Origin of the sequence: Actinoplanes campanulatus (genome assembly GCF_014647795.1) — a bacterium.
GTDB classification, from domain to species: domain Bacteria; phylum Actinomycetota; class Actinomycetes; order Mycobacteriales; family Micromonosporaceae; genus Actinoplanes; species Actinoplanes campanulatus.
The window spans coordinates 73,028-94,048 of record NZ_BMPW01000002.1 but is presented as its reverse complement, the minus strand read 5'-3'; the positions used below and the strand labels follow the sequence as shown (position 1 = coordinate 94,048).

At 71.3% G+C, this 21,021-nt stretch carries 14 protein-coding genes and 1 riboswitch; of the genes, 6 read left to right on the top strand and 8 right to left on the bottom strand.

The window, feature by feature from the left end:
• Nucleotides 1-314: 314 nt before the first annotated feature.
• The gene (locus IEZ13_RS05280; protein ID WP_229794467.1) at nucleotides 315-1,127 is read right to left on the bottom strand and encodes a C40 family peptidase; all 813 of its coding nucleotides are present in this window, start codon (nucleotides 1,125-1,127) and stop codon (nucleotides 315-317) included.
• Nucleotides 1,128-1,133: 6 nt separating this feature from the next.
• A riboswitch (cyclic di-AMP (ydaO/yuaA leader) is annotated at nucleotides 1,134-1,271 on the bottom strand.
• Nucleotides 1,272-1,711: 440 nt separating this feature from the next.
• On the opposite strand from IEZ13_RS05280, the gene IEZ13_RS05275 reads away from it, so the two are divergent.
• Genes IEZ13_RS05275 through IEZ13_RS05265 form a run of 3 tightly spaced genes read left to right on the top strand, consistent with a single transcriptional unit; the run spans nucleotide 1,712 to nucleotide 4,432 of the window.
• Nucleotides 1,712-2,932 (top strand): Mur ligase family protein, encoded by a 1,221-nt coding sequence (locus IEZ13_RS05275; protein WP_183218328.1) that lies wholly within the window; start codon nucleotides 1,712-1,714, stop codon nucleotides 2,930-2,932.
• The gene (locus IEZ13_RS05270; RefSeq protein WP_183217397.1) at nucleotides 2,922-3,638 is read left to right on the top strand and encodes a type 1 glutamine amidotransferase; all 717 of its coding nucleotides are present in this window, start codon (nucleotides 2,922-2,924) and stop codon (nucleotides 3,636-3,638) included. The genes IEZ13_RS05275 and IEZ13_RS05270 overlap by 11 nt, the downstream gene beginning before the upstream one ends.
• A gap of 50 nt (nucleotides 3,639-3,688) precedes the next feature.
• Complete coding sequence (locus IEZ13_RS05265) at nucleotides 3,689-4,432, top strand: TVP38/TMEM64 family protein (RefSeq protein WP_183217395.1); 744 nt, start codon at nucleotides 3,689-3,691, stop codon at nucleotides 4,430-4,432.
• A 350-nt stretch (nucleotides 4,433-4,782) separates the two neighbouring features.
• Here the strand turns inward: IEZ13_RS05265 and aroA are convergent, their stop codons facing one another.
• Entirely contained in the window at nucleotides 4,783-6,039 is a 1,257-nt protein-coding gene (gene aroA, locus IEZ13_RS05260; RefSeq protein WP_183217393.1) for a 3-phosphoshikimate 1-carboxyvinyltransferase, read from the bottom strand.
• A 65-nt stretch (nucleotides 6,040-6,104) separates the two neighbouring features.
• Complete coding sequence (gene leuS / locus IEZ13_RS05255) at nucleotides 6,105-8,906, bottom strand: leucine--tRNA ligase (protein WP_372441840.1); 2,802 nt, start codon at nucleotides 8,904-8,906, stop codon at nucleotides 6,105-6,107.
• Nucleotides 8,907-9,340: 434 nt separating this feature from the next.
• On the opposite strand from leuS, the gene IEZ13_RS05250 reads away from it, so the two are divergent.
• The 3 genes from IEZ13_RS05250 to IEZ13_RS05240 are packed head-to-tail and all read left to right on the top strand — an operon-like array spanning nucleotide 9,341 to nucleotide 14,123.
• Nucleotides 9,341-10,375 (top strand): AAA family ATPase, encoded by a 1,035-nt coding sequence (locus IEZ13_RS05250; RefSeq protein WP_183217389.1) that lies wholly within the window; start codon nucleotides 9,341-9,343, stop codon nucleotides 10,373-10,375.
• A gap of 2 nt (nucleotides 10,376-10,377) precedes the next feature.
• Nucleotides 10,378-11,676 carry a DUF58 domain-containing protein gene (locus IEZ13_RS05245; protein WP_183217387.1) on the top strand — a complete coding sequence of 433 codons (1,299 nt, stop codon included), beginning with the start codon at nucleotides 10,378-10,380 and terminating at the stop codon, nucleotides 11,674-11,676.
• Entirely contained in the window at nucleotides 11,673-14,123 is a 2,451-nt protein-coding gene (locus tag IEZ13_RS05240) for a transglutaminase TgpA family protein (protein ID WP_183217385.1), read from the top strand. The genes IEZ13_RS05245 and IEZ13_RS05240 overlap by 4 nt, the downstream gene beginning before the upstream one ends.
• 218 nt (nucleotides 14,124-14,341) lie before the next feature.
• Here IEZ13_RS05240 and IEZ13_RS05235 read toward each other — a convergent pair whose 3' ends face one another.
• From IEZ13_RS05235 to IEZ13_RS05215, 5 genes are all read right to left on the bottom strand, one after another.
• Nucleotides 14,342-14,731: a DUF3040 domain-containing protein gene (locus IEZ13_RS05235; protein WP_183217383.1), complete on the bottom strand. Its 390-nt coding sequence runs from the start codon at nucleotides 14,729-14,731 to the stop codon at nucleotides 14,342-14,344.
• 328 nt (nucleotides 14,732-15,059) lie between these two features.
• On the bottom strand, nucleotides 15,060-16,307 hold the full coding sequence (locus tag IEZ13_RS05230; protein WP_183217380.1) for an alkaline phosphatase family protein: 1,248 nt from the start codon (nucleotides 16,305-16,307) through the stop codon (nucleotides 15,060-15,062).
• A 51-nt stretch (nucleotides 16,308-16,358) separates the two neighbouring features.
• Complete coding sequence (locus tag IEZ13_RS05225) at nucleotides 16,359-17,099, bottom strand: methyltransferase domain-containing protein (RefSeq protein WP_183217378.1); 741 nt, start codon at nucleotides 17,097-17,099, stop codon at nucleotides 16,359-16,361.
• A gap of 26 nt (nucleotides 17,100-17,125) precedes the next feature.
• A complete protein-coding gene (locus IEZ13_RS05220; protein ID WP_229794466.1) occupies nucleotides 17,126-17,500 on the bottom strand; it encodes an SSI family serine proteinase inhibitor in 375 nt (124 codons plus the stop codon).
• Nucleotides 17,501-17,563: 63 nt separating this feature from the next.
• Nucleotides 17,564-21,019: an error-prone DNA polymerase gene (locus tag IEZ13_RS05215; RefSeq protein ID WP_183217373.1), complete on the bottom strand. Its 3,456-nt coding sequence runs from the start codon at nucleotides 21,017-21,019 to the stop codon at nucleotides 17,564-17,566.
• Nucleotides 21,020-21,021 lie beyond the last annotated feature (2 nt).

Here is a 21,021-nt window from a genome sequence, read left to right as displayed (position 1 = left end):
CAGGTCCGGCTGCGCTCCTCCGCCCCTGCCACTGCGCCCCACTCTACTCCACTTCCCTCCACCTGCAACCCGAAAGCGATCGCTCGCGAGGCCTTTTCGCGGACGAAACCCCTGTTCACAGGTGGTGGAGTGGAGTGGAGGGCCCAGCGCATGATCAACCCCGTCCGGTTTCCGACATCGGGCGCTCCGGGTACGAAAACACCCGCCCCCGGAGCGTTGAGGGCGGGTGTGTGGAGGAATGTGGAGACGCCTGTGGGGTGTGACCCGAACCGGGTCACACCCCACCGCGCTGTTCCTTACTACTACTACGGGCCCTAGGCGACGAGGCGCCGCACCACGTAGTTCTTGTTCCAGATCTTGTGCTTGCCGACCCGGGCCCCGCTGTGCGGCGAGTCGTAGACGTAGCCGTTCCCGGCGTAGATCCCGGCGTGGTAGCCGTACGACCCGTTGCGGAAGATGATCAGGTCGCCGATCCGCTTGTTGCTCTTCGAGACGGACTTGCCGTACTTCTGCTGCGAGTTCGCCTTGTGCGGCAGGCTCTTGCCGGCCGCCTTCTTGTAGACGTACTTGGTGAAGCCCGAGCAGTCGAAGCGCTTCGGGCCGGCCGCACCGAACAGGTACAGCGCGCCCTTGTGCTTCTTGGCCTCGGCCAGGACCTTGGCGCCACTGGCGCGGACCGTGACCTTCATCTTGTTGGTGGCCTGCTGGTTGTACCCGGTCCCGGTGAACAGAGTCCGGACCCACACCGTCTTGGTCGGCTTCGCGGTCAGCGTGACCGCGCCGCCCTTGACGGTGTCGGTGTCCCAGGTACGCCAGGCGCCGTTGCTCCAGCCCTGGAGACGGACCGTGCCCTTGGCGACCTGGCCGGTGGCCGGGTCGATCACCTTGGCGGTGACCTTGAGAGTGGAGCCCCAGGCCAGGCTACGGGTGCTGGCCTTCGTGGCGATCTGGGGCGTGATCTTCGCGGCTGCCGCACTGGCGGTGACCGGGGTGACGGTGGCGGTCGCGGCCGCCGCCGGTGATGCGGCGACCAACTGGCCGGCGCAGAGGCAGAGCCCCAGGGACAGTGCGACGGTACCGGTGCCGACGGACGTGCGACGACGCCGGCGCGAACTGTGTTCGTGCACGGTAAAGAGATCCCTCCGGCACGCCTGCGAGGTTAGCTGTCGGGTTCGGGCGGGAAGGCATGCCCGGCCGCGGGTGGGTGCGGCTTCACCCCGAGGTCGCTCCCGGCTCCGTCACCCGTGGAAGCCGGGTGGCGCGGGAGAGACCAGAAATGGGTCCCCCGTCCCTGCCCCCGATTGCCTTGTCGTGGTCTGGCCAACTGCGGTGTCGCACCGTCCGGTCCGGGGCAGGGCTCGGCGTGAACCGGTCCGGTGCGGCCGGCGGGCGGTGTGCCGCCGGCGAATCTTTGGTACCTGAATTCGGCCATGATCGTCAGCGCCACATTGATGACTCTCCGTGTTTGGCATATTTGGCGCTGTCCAATTTGTTACCTCGGCGAGACAAATGCCGCTACGCAATGTGCCTATCTAATAACGCTCGGTCGAGGGTTACGGGTGAATCAGGACACAGAAAAAGTCCGTCACCCTGTTGGGAGCACGTCCGAATCGTCCGGACCTCGGAAAAGCCGAAGTGGTCGGTGATCTTGACCGTCTGGCAACTCGACGTAACCTTCGCGTCCGGTACCCTCGCTGGCGTGACGGACGGAATGCCTCTCATCGCCAAGGTCGCGACCTCCGTGTCGAAGACCGCGGCCGCGCTCTCCAGGGCCGCCGGTCGCGGCGACGGCTCGGTGATCGGTGGCTGGATCGGTCTGAAGATCGACCCCGATCTCCTCGCCCACCTCGCGTCGGGCCGCGCCGTCGCGCTGGTCTCCGGCACCAACGGCAAGACCACCACGACCCGGCTCACCGCGGCCGCCGTCGGCGTGCTCGGCCGGGTCGCCACCAACTCGTTCGGCGCCAACATGCCGACCGGCCACACCTCGGCGCTGGCGAAGGAGGGGCACACCCCGTTCGCCGTGCTGGAGGTGGACGAGCACTACCTGCCCCAGGTCATCGACCAGACCCGGCCCAAGGTGGTGGCCCTGCTCAACCTCTCCCGCGACCAGCTCGACCGGGCGAAGGAGGTGGCCATGATGGCGCAGCTGTGGAAGACCACGCTGGCCGGCCACCCCGACATCCGGGTGGTCGCCAACGCCGACGACCCGATGGTGGTGTGGGCGGCCAGCAGCAGCCCGCAGACCACCTGGTTCAGCGCCGGCCAGCGCTGGCACGACGACTCGTTCGTCTGCCCGGAGAGCGGCCACCCGATCGAGCGGTCCGGCGGCGACTGGTGGTGCACCGGCTGCCCGCTGCGCCGCCCGCGCCCGCAGTGGGTGGTCGAGGACGAGGGCGTGATCGATCCCCGCGGCGACTGGCACCTGGTGAAACTCCAGCTGCCCGGCCGGGTGAACATCGGTAACGCCGCCACCGCGCTGGCCGTGGCCGGCGAGTTCGGGGTCCGCCCGATAGAGGCGCTCCCCCGGCTCTCCCGGGTGGCGTCGATCGCCGGACGGTATGCACAGGTCGACCGTGACGGCCGCAACATCCGCTTGTTGCTGGCGAAGAACCCGGCAAGCTGGCTGGAGGCCTTCGACATGGCCGACCAGGCGCCGACACTGCTCTCCATCAACGCCCGCGACCCCGACGGCCTGGACACGTCGTGGCTCTACGACGTTGATTTCTCGCCGCTGCGCGACCGGCCGGTGCTGATCACCGGTGACCGGGCGTTCGACCTGGCGGTCCGCCTCCAGGTGAACCACGTGCCCTTCCGGCACGTAAACAGTTTCGACGAGGCGCTGCGGTCCGTTCCGCCCGGCCGCCTCGAGGTGATCGCCAACTACACGGCGTTCCAGGACATTCGAGCGGAGTTGGACCGTGTCAACTGAGTCCCTGCGGATCGTGTGGATCTACCCGGATCTGCTGTCGACGTACGGCGACCGGGGCAACCTGCTCATCCTCGCCCGCCGGGCCGCCGACCGCGGCATCCCGGTGGAGACCTACGAGGTCCGGTCCGACCAGCGGATGCCGAACAGCGCCGACATCTACCTGATCGGCGGCGGCGAGGACGGCCCCCAGGCACTGGCGGCTCAGCGCCTGCTCGCCGACGGTGGCCTGCACCAGGCGGTCAACCAGGGCGCCGCGATCCTCTCCATCTGCGCGGGTTACCAGCTTCTCGGTCACTCGTTCTATGCCAAGGGGGCCAAGTGCGCCGGGCTGGGACTGCTCGACATCACCTCCGACCGGGGCGAGACCCGGGCGGTCGGCGAGTTGCGCGGTGACATCGACCCACGACTCGGCCTGCCTCCACTGACCGGATTCGAGAACCACGGCGGGCGTACCCATCTGGGCGCGCACGCCGCACCACTCGCCCGGGTGACCGGCGGCATCGGCAACGACGGCCAGACCGAGGGCGCCTGGGCGGGCAAGATCCTGGGGACGTATTCGCACGGCCCGGCGCTGGCCCGCAACCCGGCGATAGCCGATCTGCTCCTTCGCTGGTCCACCGGGGCGGATAGGCTCACGCCCCTCGACGACACCTGGAGCGAGCGCCTCCGGAACGAACGGCTCGCCGCGGCGAGCCCGGCGGTATAGACCGGCACCACCGAGTCCTGAAACGACGACAGTTGGGGCGGTAGGCCTGCATGACCGACAACCTGATCGACCCGCGGGGCACTGAAATCTCCGCGGACCCTCAGGCCATTGACCACGCTGCCGCCCCCACCGCTCCCACTCCGGTGGCGTGGAAGCGCCGTCTGATCCGGTTCTCCCTGCTCGGCGCCGGGGTCGGCGCTCTCGCCGGCCTCGCCGCCGTGCTGCCGCTCCGGGACATCGCCGACACCCTGTCCGCCATGGGCCCGAGCGCCGTGTTCGCGGTGGCGTTCCTCGGCGGCATGCTGCTGTCGGTGCTCGTCCCGCGGACCCTGATCACGATGACCTGCGGCGCCCTGCTCGGCGCCGTCACCGGATCCGCGGCCGCCCTGGCCGCCGCGGTGATCGCCGCGGTCGCCACCTACTACGCGGGCCGCTGGGCCGGCCGCGGCGCCCTCCAGGCCCGCGCCGGGAGCCGTCTGGCCCGCCTCGACGGCTGGCTGAACCGTCGCGGCCTCGCCGCGGTCCTGCTGGTCCGCTTCCTGCCGCTGGCCCCGTTCGGCCTGGTCGGCTACGCCTACGGCACCACCAGCGTGTGCCGCAAGCGCTACCTGCTCGGCACCACCATCGCCGCCATCCCGTCCACGGTCACCTACGCCGTGATCGGCGCCGCGGTCGTCGCCCCCGGCGAGATGAACTTCCTCACCCTGGCCCCGGCCGCGTTCAGCTTCGTCCTCTCCACGGCGATCATCCTGCGCTGGCGCCACACCGCCCGGCGCGCTCCCGTCGCCGCCTGACGGCGCCGCCACCACGAACACCCGGGTCCGGCCTGGTGCCTCCGCACCGGCCGGGCCCGAACCATTTTCCACTGCCCCTTTCCGGTACGGGCTACGAGCACCCCACCGCAACCGTGGCCGCCGCCCTGGCGCACGGACCGGCTGATGGCAACGCAAGCCCTCACCCCACCGCCGGGCGGTGCTGCCGGGTCACCCGACGGCCCTCCGGGCCACCCGCCCCGGCTGGCTGCCGACGCAGCCGCAACGCCGCCGGCCGGGGCGGGTGGCCGCACACGCAGGGCGTCGTGTGTGCGGTGACCGGCCACATCACGGCAGCACGTACACACGGAGGCCGGATCGTGTGCGCGGGATCACCCCAGGGTGGCGAGGTCGGTGAAGTAGGCGGGGTAGGTCTTGGCGACGCAGCCCGGGTCGGCAATCTCGATGCCGTGCGCGCGCAGGCCGATCAGTGAGAGGCTCATCGCCATCCGGTGGTCGTCGTAGGTCGCGAACCGGGTCGGCCGCGGCGCTCCCGGGTGGATGGTGAAGCCGTCGGGGTCCTCGACCGCGTCGATCCCGGCCCGGCGCAGCTCGGTGACGACGGCGCCGACCCGGTCGGTCTCCTTGCCACGGATGAAGCCGATGCCCCGGACCCGGGTCGGCCCGTCGGCGAAGACGGCGACCGCGGCCAGGGTCTGCGCGGTGTCCGAGATGTCGGCCATGTCGACGTCGATGCCACGGAGGCGGTCACCGCCGCGGACGGTCACCGCGTCGGCGGTACGGGTCACCGAGGCGCCCATCCGCTCCAGGACGTCGGCGAACCGCACATCACCCTGGAGGCTCCCGGTGCCCAGGCCGGAGACGGTGACCCGCCCACCGGTGATCGCCGCCGCCCCCAGGAAGTAGGAGGCCGCGCTGGCGTCGGGTTCGATCGCGAAGTCGGCCGGCCGGTAGGCGCCCGCCGGAACGGTGAGCCCGGTGACGGTCACCCCGAAGGCCGCCATCACCGCCTTGGTCATCTCCACGTAGGGCACCGAGACCAGCGGCGAGGTGAGCGTGACGTCGATCCCGCGGTCCATCAGCGGCCCGGCCATCAGCAGGCCGGACAGGAACTGGCTGGAGATGTGGCCGCTGACCTCGACCGGGCCACCGTGGGCGGGCCCGGTGACGGCGGCCGGGAGGAAGCCGGGCCGGTCCAGCTCCTCGACGCCCGCGCCGATCTGCCGGAGCGCGCCGAGGACGGGGCCGAACGGGCGGGCCCGCAACTGCTCGCTCCCGTCGACGACGGTTCGGCCGCCGAGGAGGGCCGCCGCCGGGAGGAGGAACCGTGACGTGGTGCCGGACTGGCGGGCGTCGATCGTTCCGGCGCCACCGGCCGTACCGGGGTCGATGCCGCGCACGACGACCGTACGATCGCTCTCGAAGAGGGTGACCGTCGCGCCGAGCGCGCCGACCGCGCTCATCATGGCCCTGGTGTCGTCGGCGAAGAGCACCCCGGAGAGGGTGGACGTGCCGTCGGCGAGCGCCGCGCAGAGCAGCGCCCGGTTGGTGATGCTCTTGGAACCGGGCGGCCGGACGGTCGCGTCGACGGGCCTGGTGAGCGGGGCGACGGCGAGAACGTCAGACATACCGCCCATCCAAACAGGCGACGGCCCGCCGCGGCGTACCGCGACGGGCCGTGTCCACCCAGTGGTCAGACGACGACGCTGACCAGGCGCCCCTTGACCACGATGACCTTCTTCGGCTCCTTACCGCCCAGCGCCTCGGCGACCGCGGCCAGCGCGGCGGCGCGGATCTCGGCCTCGCCGGTCTCCGGGGAGACCTCGACGCGGCCGCGGACCTTGCCGTTGACCTGCACCGGGTAGGTGATCGCGTCGGCGACCAGCTGGGCCGGGTCGGCGACCGGGAAGTCGGCGTACGCCAGCGAGCCGTCGTGCCCCAGCTTGCTCCACAGCTCCTCGGCCATGTGCGGGGCGAACGGGGACAGCATCAGCACCAGCGGCTCGACCGCCTCGCGGGAGGCGACCGGCAGCGGGGTCAGCGCGTTCGTCAGCTCGATCAGCTTGGCGATCGCGGTGTTGAACCGCAGTTCCTCCATGTCCTCGCGGACACCGGCGATGACCTTGTGCAGGACCTTGCGGGTCTTCGGGTCCAGCGGCTCGTCGGTCACCCGGACGGCGCCGGTCTCCTCGTCGACCACCAGACGCCAGGCACGCTGCAGGAAGCGCTGCGAGCCGACGACGGCGCGGGTCTCCCACGGGCGGGACACGTCCAGCGGGCCCATCGCCATCTCGTACACCCGGAACGTGTCGGCGCCGTACTGCTCGCACATCTCGTCGGGGGTGACGACGTTCTTCAGCGACTTGCCCATCTTGCCGTACTCGCGGTTGACCTGCTGGTCGCCGTGGTACCACTTACCGTCACGCTCGACGACCTCCTCGGCCGGCACGATGACGCCGCGGTCGTCACGGAACGCGTACGCCTGGATGTAGCCCTGGTTGAACAGCTTCTTGAACGGCTCGAACGACGAGACGTGCCCCAGGTCGAACAGCACCTTGTGCCAGAAGCGGGCGTACAGCAGGTGCAGGACGGCGTGCTCGACACCGCCGACGTACAGGTCGACGCCGCCGCAGTCCTCGGAAGAACGCGGGCCCATCCAGTAGGCCTCGTTCTCCGGGTCGACCAGTTTGTCGCCGTTGTGCGGGTCCAGGTAGCGCAGCTCGTACCAGCAGGAGCCGGCCCACTGCGGCATGGTGTTGGTCTCGCGGGTGTAGGTCTTCGGGCCGTCGCCCAGGTCCAGCTCGACCTGCACCCAGTCCTTCTTACGGGACAGCGGGGTCTCCGGCTCGGTGTCCGCGTCGTCCGCGTCGAAGGTGCGCGGCGAGAAGTCGTCCACGTCCGGCAGCTCGACCGGCAGCATCGACTCGGGCAGCGCGATCGGCAGGCCGGTCTCGTCGTAGACGATCGGGAACGGCTCGCCCCAGTAGCGCTGCCGGCTGAACAGCCAGTCCCGCAGCCGGTAGGTGGTGGCGCCACGGCCCTTGCCGTTCGCCTCCAGCCACTCGATCATGGCGGCCTTGGCCTCGGCGACCTCCTTGCCGTCCAGCCAGTCGCTGTTGATCGCCGGTCCGTCGCCGGTGAAAGCCCCTTCACAACCTTCAGGAGCCTTCACCGTACGGATGATGGGCAGCTCGAAGACCTCGGCGAAGGCCCAGTCCCGCTCGTCCTGGCCGGGCACCGCCATGATCGCGCCGGTGCCGTAACCGGCCAGCACGTAGTCGGCGATGAAGACCGGGACCTGGGCGCCGTTGACCGGGTTGGTCGCGTAGGCGCCGGTGAAGACGCCGGTCTTGACCTTGCCGTCGGCGGTCCGCTCCTCGTCGGTCTTCGCGGCGGCCGCCCGCCGATAGTTGTCCACCGCCGCCGCGGGCGTGTCCGCGCCGCCGGTCCAGACCGCGTGCGTCCCCTCCGGCCAGACCGCGGGCGTGATCCGCTCGACCAGCTCGTGCTCCGGGGCCAGCACCATGTAGGTGGCGCCGAACAGGGTGTCCGGGCGGGTGGTGAAGACCTTGATGACGCCACCCTCGACCGGGAAGTCGACGTGGGCGCCGCGCGACCGGCCGATCCAGTTGCGCTGCATCAGCTTGACCGGCTCCGGCCAGTCCAGCGTGTCCAGATCCTCGACCAGGCGGTCACCGTAGGCGGTGATCCGCATCATCCACTGCTTCAGGCTGCGCTGGAACACCGGGAAGTTGCCGCGCTCGGAGCGGCCCTCCGGGGTGACCTCCTCGTTGGCCAGCACTGTGCCCAGGCCCGGGCACCAGTTGACCGGGGCCTCGGAGACGTACGCCAGGCGGTGACCGTCGATGACCTTGCGCTTCTCGGCGGCGGACAGGCCGGCCCACTCCGGGCCGCGCTCGCCGGCCTCGTAGGAGGCGATCAGCTCGCTGATCGGGCGGGCCTTGCGCACCGACGGGTCGAACCAGGAGTTGAAGACCTGCAGGAAGATCCACTGGGTCCAGCGGTAGTACTCCGGGTCGGTGGTCGAGAAGGACCGGCGGTCGTCGTACGCCAGGCCCAGCCGGCGCAGCTGCTGCCGGTACCGCTCGACGTTGGCCGCCGTGGTGACCGCCGGGTGGGTGCCGGTCTGCACCGCGTACTGCTCGGCGGGCAGGCCGAACGCGTCGAAGCCCATCGGGTGCAGCACGTTGAAGCCGGCCATCCGCTGGTAGCGGGTGTAGCAGTCGGTGCCGATGTAGCCCAGCGGGTGACCGACGTGCAGGCCGGCGCCGGACGGGTACGGGAACATGTCCTGGACGTGCAGCTTGGGCGCACCCGCTCGGGGGTGCGTGGGATCAGCCAGCTCACCGACCGGATTGGGCGCGTGGAAGGTGCCCTTCTCGGCCCAGTGGTCCTGCCAGCGCAGCTCGATCTCGCCGGCCATCGCGGCGGTATAGCGGAACGGTGGGGTCTCGGTCTCGCTCATCTTCACCATCTCGTCTACGTCTCGTCTTTTCGGAAAGAGGGCATAAAAAAGCCCCTCGCGCAGGAGGGGTAGCCGTGCCTGGTCCGACTAACGGATCAGCACGGCCGGCTAAGGAGCAGGAAAGACCGAGCCATGCGTGCATGGTACCCCTCCCCCGTCACGGACGGCGACCGGTATGGCGGGCGCGTGAAATACTCCCGGCTGTCCACAGGCGACCAGTCTTTGGATGGTGGATGGCACGCGTTCGTCCGGTATCCCCCGAAAACCGATATCAACAGGGTCACGATCAGGCCTTTCGGCGATGCGGATGTACGGGGATAACCTGTGGGGACGGGTGGCGAGCGCCGAGGCCCACGGCCGCTGGGCGCCCGCGACCCTACGGTGCCCCTTGACGGTGGGTGATCTCCACCTGACGGGGGTAGACACGTATTTGGAGGAGGCCCGTGACAACGCCGACCTGGGGCGAGCCGTCAGGCCCGCTGACGAGCGCCGAGTTCCGCACCGCGACGCAAGCCATCATGGCCAACATCGAACAGGTCATCGAGGGCAAGAGCGCGACGGTGCGACTGGCGCTCGCGGTGCTGATCGCCGAGGGCCACCTGCTGATCGAGGACGTGCCGGGCGTCGGCAAGACCAAGCTCGCCAAGGCCCTGGCCCGCTCGATCGACTGTTCGGTGCGGCGCATCCAGTTCACGCCGGACCTGCTGCCCAGCGACGTGACCGGAGTCAGCGTCTACAACCAGGAGACGCGGGACTTCGAGTTCAAGCCGGGCGCGGTCTTCGCCAACCTGGTGGTCGGCGACGAGATCAACCGGGCCTCGCCGAAGACCCAGTCCGCCCTCCTGGAGTGCATGGAGGAGCGGCAGGTCACCGTCGACGGCACCACCTACGAGCTCCAGGCGCCGTTCATGGTGGTCGCGACGCAGAACCCGATCGAGATGGAGGGCACCTACCCCCTCCCCGAGGCGCAGCGGGACCGGTTCACCGCCCGGATCGCGATGGGCTACCCCGACCCGCGGGCCGAACTGGCGATGCTCAGCGGCCACGGCGACCACGACCCGCTCAACGACCTGCGGGCCGTGGCGGACGCCGCACTGGTCCGCCGGCTGATCGAGACGGCCCGCGCGGTGCACGCCGCCGACGCCGTCCAGCAGTACGCGATCGCCCTGGTCACCGCCACCCGGGAGGCCCCGGAGATCCGGCTCGGCGCGTCGCCCCGGTCCACGCTCCAGCTGCTGCGCACCGCCAAGGCGGTGGCCGCTCTGGAGGGCCGTGACTACGTGCTCCCCGACGATCTCCAGGCGCTGGCCGTGCCGGTCCTCGCGCACCGGATCATCCCGACCGCGGACGCCCAGCTCAACCGGCGGACCACGGACGCCATCGTCTCCGAGATCGTGCACCGGCTGCCGCTGCCGCACGCCCGCAATCCCTACGACACCCGTGACGGGCGCGCGTCGTACGAGTCACGGGGGCGTTGAGGATGCGGGAGGCGCTGCGGGGGCTCACCACGCGCGGCCGCTCGTTCCTGGCCGCGGCGATCGCCGCCGCGGTCTCGGCGCTCATCCTCGGCGAGCGGGACCTGCTGCGGGTGGCGGTGCTGCTGGCCGCCCTCCCTCTGCTCGCCGCGTGGTATGTCGGGCGTAGCCGCTACAAGCTGGCCTGCACCCGGTCACTGGAGCCGGGGCGGGCCCCGGTCGGGTCGAGCGCGCGGGTCATCCTGCGCCTGCAGAACCTGTCCCGCCTGCCCACCGGCACCATGCTCCTGGAGGACCGCCTGCCGTACGCGCTGGGCAGCCGCCCCCGCGTCGTGCTGGAGAAGCTCGGGGCACATCAGGCCAGCTCGGTGGCGTACACGGTGCGCGCCGACATCCGTGGCCGCTACCCGATCGGCCCCCTGATCGTCCGGCTCACCGACCCGTTCGGGCTGTGCGAGCTGACCCGCTCCTTCCCCAGCGTGGACCGGCTCACCGTGATCCCGCAGGTGGTGGCGCTGCCCCGGGTCCGTCTGGCCGGGGAGTACGCGGGCACCGGCGACAGCCGCGCCCGTTCGGTGGCGGTGCACGGCGAGGACGACGCGGCCACCCGCGAGTACCGGCGCGGCGACGACCTGCGCCGGGTGCACTGGCGGTCCACCGCCCGGACGGGTGAGCTGATGGTCCGCCGCGAGGAGCAGCCCTGGGAGAGCCGGGCCACGATCGTGCTGGACACCCGGGTCTACGCGCACCGCGGCGAGGGCCCGACGGCCAGCTTCGAGTGGGCCGTGTCGGCGGTCGCCAGCATCGCGGTGCACCTGCGCGAGGCCGGCTACAAGCTGCGCCTGGTCACCGGCACGGGCACCGACGTCGACGCCTCCGAGGCCGGCGGCGAGAGCCTGATCCTGGACACCCTGGCCGACGTGAAAGCGGAACAGAACGGTGACATCTCGATCCTGGTCGAGCACGTCCGGCGGCGCAGCGACGGCGGCCTGGTGATCGGCCTGTTCGGCGCGCTCACCACCGCCGAGGCGGGCCTGCTCGGCCAGCTCCGCGGCAACGGCGCCACCTGCATCGGGTTCACGCTGGACAGCTCCACCTGGATGCCGCTGGCCGACGGGGAACGGCAGGAGGCCGACCGGGAGCACGCGGCCGCGTCGCTCGCCCTGGTCCGCGGCGGCTGGCGGTCGGTCCCGGTGACGCACGGCGACACCCTGGCCGCGCTCTGGCCGACGGTGGGGCGGGGCTCGCAGGGCTTCGCGTACCGCGCGGCGATGGCCGAGACGGTCAGCGGGGTGGTCCGATGACCGGCCGGCGTCGCCTCGGGCTCGTCGCGGCGGCGGCCACGCTGCTCGCCGCGGCGCCACTGTCGTCGATCTTCAAGGACTGGACCTGGTTGATGCAGTGCCTGCTCACGGTGCTGCTGATCCAGGGTGCAGCGGTGGCCACCCGGACCTTCCGGTTCCCCACCTGGGCACAGACCGTGAGCATGGTGGCCGCCTTCGTCCTGTCGCTGACCTGGCTCTTCCCCAGCGGCGGGGAGTTCTTCATCCCGCAGCCGGACACCTTCGGCCACTGGATGGATCTGATCCACCAGGCCGGGGAGGACACCCGGTCGTACGGCGTGCCCGTCCCCGACCGGGACGGCCTGCTGTTCGTCACGGTGTTCGGCGTCGGCGTCGTGGCCATCGCGGTCGACCTGCTGACCGCGGTGTTCCGCCGGCCCGCCCTGGCCGGCCTGCCGATGCTGGCCATCTACTCCATCCCGGTCGCGATCTACCTGGACAGCGTGCCCCCGGTGCCGTTCATGATCGGCGCCGTGGGGTACATGTGGCTGCTCGTCGCCGACAACGTGGACCGGGTGCGCCGCTTCGGCCGCCGGTTCACCGGCGACGGGCGGGACGTGGACGTCTGGGAGCCGTCCCCGCTGGCCGCCGCCGGGCGCCGGATCGGCGTGGTCGGCGTACTGGCGGCCGTGGTGCTGCCCCTGGCCGTGCCCACCGTGAGCGGCGGGCTGCTCTCCCAGATCACGCAGAGCGGCCCGGGCATGGGCACCGGGCCGGGCAACGGCAACGGCGGCCGGATCAACCTGTTCGCGTCGCTGAGCGGGCAGCTCAACCACTCCGAGACGGTCAAGCTGCTCCAGGTGAAGACCGACGAGCCGGAGCCGTTCTACCTGCGGTTCGGTGTCGCCGAGGTGCTGACCGAGAACGGTTTCGCCCACGACACCCCGAAGGGCGACTCGCTGAGCAAGGGCCTGCCCGATCCGCGGCAGGTGGCGGCCACCAGCGCGGCACGGTACACGCAGCACCAAGCCCAGGTGCAGGTCACCGACCGGCTCCAGCAGAACATGGCGCCCCTCTACAGCTACGCGCTGTCAGTGGGCAACCTCAACGGCAACTGGGCGTACGACCCCAGTCAGCAGGTGCTGTTCTCCGGGCGGGCCACCACCAAGGAGCAGCGGTACGACATCACGTACCTGCGGCCCACGTTCAACGCCGCCGCGCTGCGCCAGTCGGACTCGCTGGATCCCGGTGACCCGCTGATGGCGTTCACCGCCCGGCCACCGGACGCGACGGTCGAGGAGAAGGTGGCGGCGCTGATCGCCGGCAAGGACAACGACTACGACAAGGTCCGGGCGATCTACGACTCCTTCTCCCAGGAGAAGGGTTTCAAGTACAGCCTGTCCGTGCCGTCGACCGGGAAGGCCTCGGAGGTCGCCGAGTTCCTGAACAACAAGGCCGGCTACTGCCAGCAGTACGCGGCCGCGATGGCGTGGATGGTCCGCGCCGCCGACATCCCGGCCCGGGTGGCGTTCGGTTTCACCCGCGGCAAGGCGATCGGCGACAACACCTACGAGATCACCAACCGGAACGCGCACGCCTGGACCGAGGTCTACTTCCAGGGCTTCGGCTGGGTGCCGTTCGACGCCACGCCGTCCGCCGCGGTCACCGGCTCGGCCCGCTCGGCGTGGGCGCCCGACGTGGACCGGCCCGCCCCGGCGGCCTCCACCTCGACCGGCCCCGGCGCGACCGGCGCGAACTCGTCGGCGGGCCCCGGCGCGGCCGAACGCCCCAACCGGGCGGAGAACGAGGGCAACCAGACCGGCGCGGCCGGCCCGATCACCGACGAGACCTCCTGGACCGGTCTGTGGATCGCCGGTGGCGTCGCGCTGATCATCGCGTTGCTGCTGGTCCCGGCCCTGCGCCGGATCCTGGTCCGCCGTCGGCGGCACGCCGCCACGGTGCCGTCGCCAGCACCGGCGGTCCTGTCCGCCGAGGGCGGTGAAGGGATCACCGACATCACGGTGACCAGCGACACCGGCCGGGCCCGCGAGGACGCCCACGCCGCCTGGGACGAGCTCATCGACTCGATGATCGACTACCAGGTGCTGGTGGACCCGACCGAGACGCCCCGGATCACCGCCCAGCGGCTGATCCGCGAGTCGTCCCTCACCGGCGACCCCGCCGAGGCGGCGACCCTGCTGGGCACCGCCGAGGAACGCGCCCGCTACGCCCGGCTCCCCCTCCAGGGCGCCGAACTCGCGGTCGCCCTCACCCGGGTCCGTTCCGGCATGGCCGAGGGCGCCCCCACCGGGACCCGCGTGCGTGCCCTCCTCCTGCCCCCGTCGGTGCTGCTCAGCTGGCGTCTGGGCCTGGCGGAGTGGTCCACCCGGGCGGCCGAACGGATGAGCAGCCTCGGCGAGACCCTGTCCCGCTTCAACCCGCGGCGCCTTCTGAACCGGGCACGCTGAGATCCACAACAGCCGCGAGGCGCCACTCACGCCGAGTGGCGCCTCGCGCTCCTTCTGTCCGGTACGGGCGATGCCCGCTCTCAACATCAGCGGCCCTTCCCGCCCGGGCAAGCGGCGCGCGGCACGGCGGGTCAGCTGACCGGGCGCGGGTATGACGACGGCGGCCGGATGGTCCGGCCGCCGGTCATCGGAGCCGGCTTGCCAGCCGGCTCGGTGGGTCAGCGATGCCCCTCCGGGCGTTGGCGCCACCGGTCCTCGAGCCGCTCCAGGAAGCCGCCGCTCTTGCGGCTCGAGCGGGTGCGGCGGGTCGCCGTGCCTCCGACCGATTTCAGGTCGGGTGCTTGGCTGCGGCGCCTCGACTGCATCGCGAAGGCAGCGGCACCGAGCATGACGACGAAGCCTGCCACACCGAGCGGCGTGTTCTGGTCCACCGTCCCGTAGACGACCAGACCCAGGCCAAGGACGATCACGAACGCGGCGATGAGGAGCCGGCGCCGTGCGTGGAAACGCGGGTCGCTGGCCCGCACAGCCGAGGCGAACTTGGGGTCCTCGGCAAGCGACCGCTCGATCTGATCGAACAGCCGCTGCTCGTGCTCCGAGAGCGGCACGGCATTCCTCCCCGGGCGCATGTCCGGCCCCGCGGCGGGGTCGGGGTGGTGCAGGTGTGATGATGCGGGGCAGCCGTCGGCTGCCTTATCACGCAAGTCTACGAGCGGGTCGGCGGGTCGGAAAGCGGGACGACGACCGAGTGCGGGTGATTTTCGGGGTAGCGAAGATCGGTTCGTCCCAAAAGACCGATCACCGCGCCGCACAACCCGTCCGTCACGGCAGCGTGTGTCCCTGATCACCGGCCGTGAGCTGCTTGGACACATGATCCCACGAAGACGTCGGCGAGCACTCCCGAAATCCAGACAAATCGATTGAAGCAAATAGATCTTATCGGGCGATCAAGAACGGAATCGTCATCTCGGCCGCCGTACCGGAGCCGTGGTAGGCGATCAACTCGCCCACTCTCGCCGGTTCCCAGCCGGAGGCGAGCACGACGGCCCGGCGCCGGCACATCACCACCACGTCCCCGAGCCGATCGGCGTGCCTCGGCGGGACCGGGCCGTACCAGCCCTCGGCGATCGCCTCGTCCCGCGACAGCACCCGGGCGTCCTCACCCAGGACCGCCCGCCAGTTCGCCATGACGTCGTCCCGGGAACCGTCCGCGACATACAGGTAGCGAACCCGGGGCTCGCCGGTCACGCCGATCACCCCGGCTCCGAGGACCGGGTCGGCGCCCAGGTCGTACCGGGCGGAGCCGGGCACGTTGAGCTGGCCGTGGTCGGCGATCACCAGGAGCGCGGCGCCGGCCGGGAGCCCGTGCACCAGCCGGTCCAGCATCCGGTCGACCCCGCGGACCGCCGCGCGCCAACTGTCCGAGCAGACCCCGTCCAGGTGTCCGGCCCGGTCCAGGTCCGGGTGGTAGCCGTAGACCAGGCCGGGTCCGGACCGCAGCGCCGCCAGCATCCCGTCGGTCACCGCGGCGCCGTCACCCGCGCCCAGGTACCGGCCGCCCCGGTTGGCGGCCAGGCTGAGCCCGGTCCCCTCGAACTCGGGTGCGCTCACCACGGTGACCGGCACCCCGGCATCCATGGCGGTCTCCATCCGGGTCGGCACCGGCTGCCAGTCCCGCGGATCCGGGTCGTCAGCCCATTGGATGTGGTTGAGCACCCGCCCGTCCGGACGGCGCAGGGTGAACCCGAGCACTCCATGGGCGCCCGGCGCCACCCCCGTACCGAGCGTCACCAGACTGACCGGGGTGGTAGACGGGAACCCGGCGGTCAGCGCCCCGGCGCCGTCCGGCGCCCCGGAAACGCCGATCACGGACGGGCCACTCCGGGCCAGATCGGCGAGGACCGGGGCGAACGGAACGGCCTCGGGCAACTGGTACGTCCCCAGCCCGTCCACGAGCAGCACCCCGACCCGGTCCACCCCGTCGAGCCGCTCCCCGAGGCCGAGGACGTCGACCGCGCCCGGCACCCCGAGCACCGCGCACACGCTGGGCAGCAGGTCGGCGAGACTGCCCGCCCCGTAGGCGGGCGCCACGGTCCGGAACGCCTCCTCCGGCAGCCCGTCCTCGGGCACCGCCCCGACCGGCCGCGGCCGCTCCGCGAACAGCTCACTCCCGGAAACCGTCATCGCCGCCCCTCACCCGACCAACAAGTCACGGCTCGAACCACCCGGGGCGGGTCATGGCCGGCGGGCGAAGAGGTGCAACTGGGAGGCGACGTCGCGGAACGGGGGCCGGGCGCTCAGTTCCAGTTCGAGTTCCAGCACGGCCTGCGGGTCCTCCTCGAGGACGGCTGCGGGCAGAAGGTCGGCGATCACGCGTACCCCATGGGTCTCCTCGACCTGGAGCCCCGCGGCGGTGAGCAGATCGCCCGCGCCCGCCGCGTCGTAGCGGCGCAGCAGCGTGTCACGCGGCCCGGCCCGGCCGGCCGGGTCGGTGACCAGCGCGGCCGCCGCCTTCAGATGGCCGTTGACGGCGCGGCCGAGGATCGCCGCGGCCCGGCTCGCCACCAGCACGCTGGCCGCGCCGCCGGGGCGCAGCGCGGCGGCGATGGCGGCGACCACCCCGGCCGGCTCGTCGACCACCTCGAGGACGGAGTGGCAGAGGATCAGGTCGGCGCTGCCCGGCTCGACGAGGGAGGCGAGCGCGTCGCCGTCGCCCTGCACGGCACGGACCCGGCCGGCGACGCCGGCTTCGGCGGCCCGGCGGGTGAGGGAAGCGAGCGCGTCGGGGCTGGAATCGATGACGGTGACGATGTGGCCGGCCTCGGCGAGCGGAACGGCGAACCCGCCGGTGCCCCCGCCGACGTCGAGGACGGTCAGCTCGCGACCCTGCCGCTCCAGCTCCCGGCGGAGCACCGCCCAGACCGCGGCGGTGCGAGCCGTGACGTGCGGACGACCGGTACGCGTAGAAGTTTCCACGAGGGCAGCGTAACCGCGACGTCCATTCAGAATTGGAACAGCACGCCTGTGGCGCGGGCCATCTCGCAACTGTTGCCGTAGGTCTGCTGCCACCGGACGCTGCGGCCCTCCCAGGTGCCCTGCACCCGGGCGGTGACCGGCGCGTAGAGCAGCATGCAGAACGCGTCGCCCGGCTTGAGGCGGGACGGGTTCCCGTCGATGTCACGCAGCGTGGCACAGGCCTGGACGGGCCGGGGATGGTCGCCGCCGGCCGGGCGGCAGGTGAGATGGACGACTTTGGCCTGGTAGGTGAGGGTGAGCTTGGAGTGGGCGGCCCCTCGTGGGCCGGAATCTCCGGTGTCGGCCGCGGCCGGGCCGGCGGCACCCGCCACGGCGGCGAGCGTCGCGGCAAGACCGATCATCGTACGGATCATGAGGCACCCCCGGATGTTTCCCGAAGCACCATATACCGTAAAAGGAACGAATCACCGGAAATCGCGGGACGCGGGTGTCACCGGTGGACTGATCGCGTCGAGCCGGTCCGCCACCAGGTTGAGCACCCCCTCCGCCTTCTCCAGCCGGCCGCGCACCAGCAGCGCCGAGCTCATCCGGGCCACCTTCCGGTAGCGCTGCCACAGACCCGGCGAGCAGGTCACGTTCAGCATTCCGGTCTCGTCCTCCAGGTTCACGAAGGTCACCCCGCCCGCGGTGGCCGGCCGCTGCCGGTGGGTGACGATCCCACCGACCCGGATCCGGGTGCCCGCCTCCACCGCGGCGAGCCGTTCGATCGGCAGCGCTCCGGCCCGGTCCAGTTCCTCGCGCAGGAAACGGGCCGGATGCGTCTCCGGTGACAGACCGGTCGCCCACACGTCCGCGACCAGGATGTCCACGTCGCTCATGCCGGGCAACACGGGCGCCTCGGTGCCGGTCACCGTGCCCGGAAGGCGGTCCGGCTTGTCCTGCGAGGCCGCCCCCGCGGCCCACAGCGCCTCCCGGCGCGAGAGCCCGAAACCCGCGAACGCGTCGGCCGTGGCGAGCGCCTCCAGGTGGGCGGTGGAGCATCCGGTACGCCGGGCGAGATCCGTCATTGACCGATAAGGACCATGGGTACGGCGTTCCTGCTCGATCCGCTCGGCGAGGTCGGCACCGATCGTACGAATGCTGGAGAGGCCCTGACGGACGGCCGGGCCGCCGATCCCCCAGGCGTGCGGTGGCTCCCCGGCCGCGGATCTCCACCGGCTCTCCGGTGTGGTCTCCAGCGTCGCCGTGGCATCGCTGCGGTTGATGTCCGGCCGGCGCACCTCGACCCCGTGCCGGCGCGCGTCGTCGACCAGCGTCTGTGGCGAGTAGAAGCCCATCGGCTGCGCGTTGAGCAGGGCCGCGCAGAACGCCGCCGGGTGGTACCGCTTCAGCCAGGCGCTCGCGTAGACCAGGTAGGCGAAGCTCATGGCGTGGCTCTCCGGGAAGCCGTAACTGGCGAACGCGGAGAGCTTCACGAACAGGTCGTCGGCCAGCTGTCCGGTGATCTCGTTGGCGGCCATCCCGTCGTACAGTCGCTTTTTGATCCTCTCCATCTTCTCCACCGACCGTTTCGAGCCCATCGCCCGCCGCAGCTGATCGGCCTCCGACGGGTCGAAGCCGGCGACGTCGATCGCCAACTGCATCAACTGCTCCTGGAAGAGCGGCACGCCGAGGGTCTTGGCCAGCGCGTTCTCCATCAGGGGGTGCGGCACGCGGGGCGCCTCCAGGCCGTTCTTCCGGCGGATGTACGGGTGGACGGAACCGCCCTGGATGGGTCCCGGGCGGATCAGCGCCACCTCGATGACCAGGTCGTAGAACTCCCGTGGCTTGAGGCGGGGCAGCGTGGCCATCTGGGCGCGGCTCTCCACCTGGAACACCCCGACCGAGTCGGCCCGGCAGAGCATCTCGTAGACCTCGGGGTCGTCCAGCGGCATAGTCCCGATGTCCAACTCGTCCTCGATCATGTCGTACGCGTAGTGCAACGCCGACAGCATGCCGAGCCCGAGCAGGTCGAACTTGACCAGATCGACGGCGGCGCAGTCGTCCTTGTCCCATTGCAGGACGGTGCGGCCCGGCATGCGGCCCCACTCGACCGGGCAGACCTCGATGATCGGCCGGTCGCAGATCACCATGCCGCCCGAATGGATGCCCAGGTGGCGGGGGAAGGTCTGCACCTCGTTGGCGAAGTCGCGCACCGTCTCCGGCATGTCGGTGTCGGTGGCGGCCACGTCGCCCCACCGGTCGATCTGCTTGCTCCAGGCGTCCTGCTGGCCCGGGGAGAAGCCGAACGCACGGGCCATGTCCCGGACCGCCGACCGGGGCCGGTAGGAGATCACGTTCGCCACCTGGGCGGTGTGCTCCCGGCCGTACTTCTCGTAGACGTGCTGGATCACCTCCTCCCGTCGGTCCGACTCGATGTCGACGTCGATGTCCGGTGGGCCGTCCCGCTCCGGGGCGAGGAACCGCTCGAAGAGCAGGTTGTACTTCACCGCGTCGACATTCGTGATCCAGAGCGCGTAGCAGACCGCCGAGTTGGCCGCCGAGCCCCGGCCCTGGCAGTAGATCCGGTTCTCCCGGCAGAACCGGACGATGTCGTAGACCACCAGGAAGTAGCCGGGGAAGCCGAGCTCCTCGATCATGCGGAGTTCGTACTCGATCTGCTGATAGGCCTTCGGATTCGCCGCCGGTGGACCGTAACGCTGGGCCGCACCCTCCATCGTCAGCTTCCGCAACCAGCTCATCTCGGTGTGCCCGTCGCCCACCGGGTAGTCCGGCAGCCGGGGCGCCACCAGGTCCAGGTCGAACGCCAGGTCACCGCCGTAGACCGCGGCGTTCTCCACCGCGCCCGGATAGCCGGCGAACCGGCGGGCCATCTCGGCGCCGCTGCGCAGGTGGGCGGTGCCGGCCGCGGGCAGCCAGCCGTCCATCTCGTCCAGGCTGCGCCGGGCCCGGACCGCGGCCAGGGCGGTCGCCAGCCGGCGGCGGGACGGGGTCGCGTAGTGCACGTTGTTCGTCGCCACCACCTCCAGGCGACGGCTGCGGGCCAGCTCGAACAGGGCGTCGTTGCGGTCGCCGTCGATCGGGTCGCCGTGGTCGGTCAGCTCCACGGCCACGTTCGGCGCGCCGAACAGGGCCACCAGACGGTCCAGCTCGTACGCCGCCCGCTCCATGCCCCCGGTGGCCAGCGCCGACGGCACCGTCCCCTTCCGGCAGCCGGTCAGCACCAGCACGTGATCACGCAGGGTCTCGGCGACCCGCTCCAGGTCGCCGTAGTCGGGGCGGCCCTTCTCCCCGCCGCGCAGCTGCGCCTCGGAGATCACCCGGGCCAGCCGGGCATACCCCTCGTGGCCGTGCGCGAGAGCCGGCAGGTGCGTGCCCTCCGGGTCCGCCTCGCCGTTCTGCGGCCTGGTCAGGCCCAGCGACAACTCGGCTCCGAAGATCGTGGGCAGGGAAAGTTCGCGGGCCGCCTGCGAGAAGCGGACCACACCGTAGAAGCCGTCGTGATCGGTGACCGCCAGCCCGGTCAGGCCGAGCCGTGCCGCCTCCTCGGCCAGCTCCTCCGGGTGGCTGGCGCCGTCCAGGAAGCTGAAGTTGGTGTGACAGTGCAATTCGGCGTAGTCGACCGTCCCCTCGGCCCGGACCAGTCCCGGCGCCGGGCGGTAGGGCTCCCGCTTCCGGCTCCAGGCCGGCGAATCGCCGCCGTCGCCGTCCACGATCAGCGGATCCACCACCTGCTGCGCGGGAAGCGCCCACAGCGCCCGCCGCCTGCCCTTCCCCTCCGGCTCCGCCTCGTGACCGCCCTTCCCCTCCGGCTCCGCCGCCGGGCCGTTCTCTTCGTCCTCCGCCTCCGCCGGGCCGCTCTTTCCGGACAGCGCCCTCTCCAGCCGCCACCAGGGCACGTCCGGGTTGTGGAAGCTCATCG

Excerpts from the sequence above, each read along its gene's own strand:
- IEZ13_RS05275 (WP_183218328.1), top strand. The coding sequence starts at position 1,712 with ATGCCTCTCATCGCCAAGGTCGCGACCTCCGTGTCGAAGACCGCGGCC.
- IEZ13_RS05265 (WP_183217395.1), top strand. The coding sequence starts at position 3,689 with ATGACCGACAACCTGATCGACCCGCGGGGCACTGAAATCTCCGCGGAC.
- aroA (WP_183217393.1), bottom strand. The coding sequence starts at position 6,039 with ATGTCTGACGTTCTCGCCGTCGCCCCGCTCACCAGGCCCGTCGACGCG.
- leuS (WP_372441840.1), bottom strand. The coding sequence starts at position 8,906 with ATGGTGAAGATGAGCGAGACCGAGACCCCACCGTTCCGCTATACCGCC.
- IEZ13_RS05245 (WP_183217387.1), top strand. The coding sequence starts at position 10,378 with ATGCGGGAGGCGCTGCGGGGGCTCACCACGCGCGGCCGCTCGTTCCTG.
- IEZ13_RS05240 (WP_183217385.1), top strand. The coding sequence starts at position 11,673 with ATGACCGGCCGGCGTCGCCTCGGGCTCGTCGCGGCGGCGGCCACGCTG.
- IEZ13_RS05230 (WP_183217380.1), bottom strand. The coding sequence starts at position 16,307 with ATGACGGTTTCCGGGAGTGAGCTGTTCGCGGAGCGGCCGCGGCCGGTC.
- IEZ13_RS05220 (WP_229794466.1), bottom strand. The coding sequence starts at position 17,500 with ATGATCGGTCTTGCCGCGACGCTCGCCGCCGTGGCGGGTGCCGCCGGC.
- IEZ13_RS05215 (WP_183217373.1), bottom strand. The coding sequence starts at position 21,019 with ATGAGCTTCCACAACCCGGACGTGCCCTGGTGGCGGCTGGAGAGGGCG.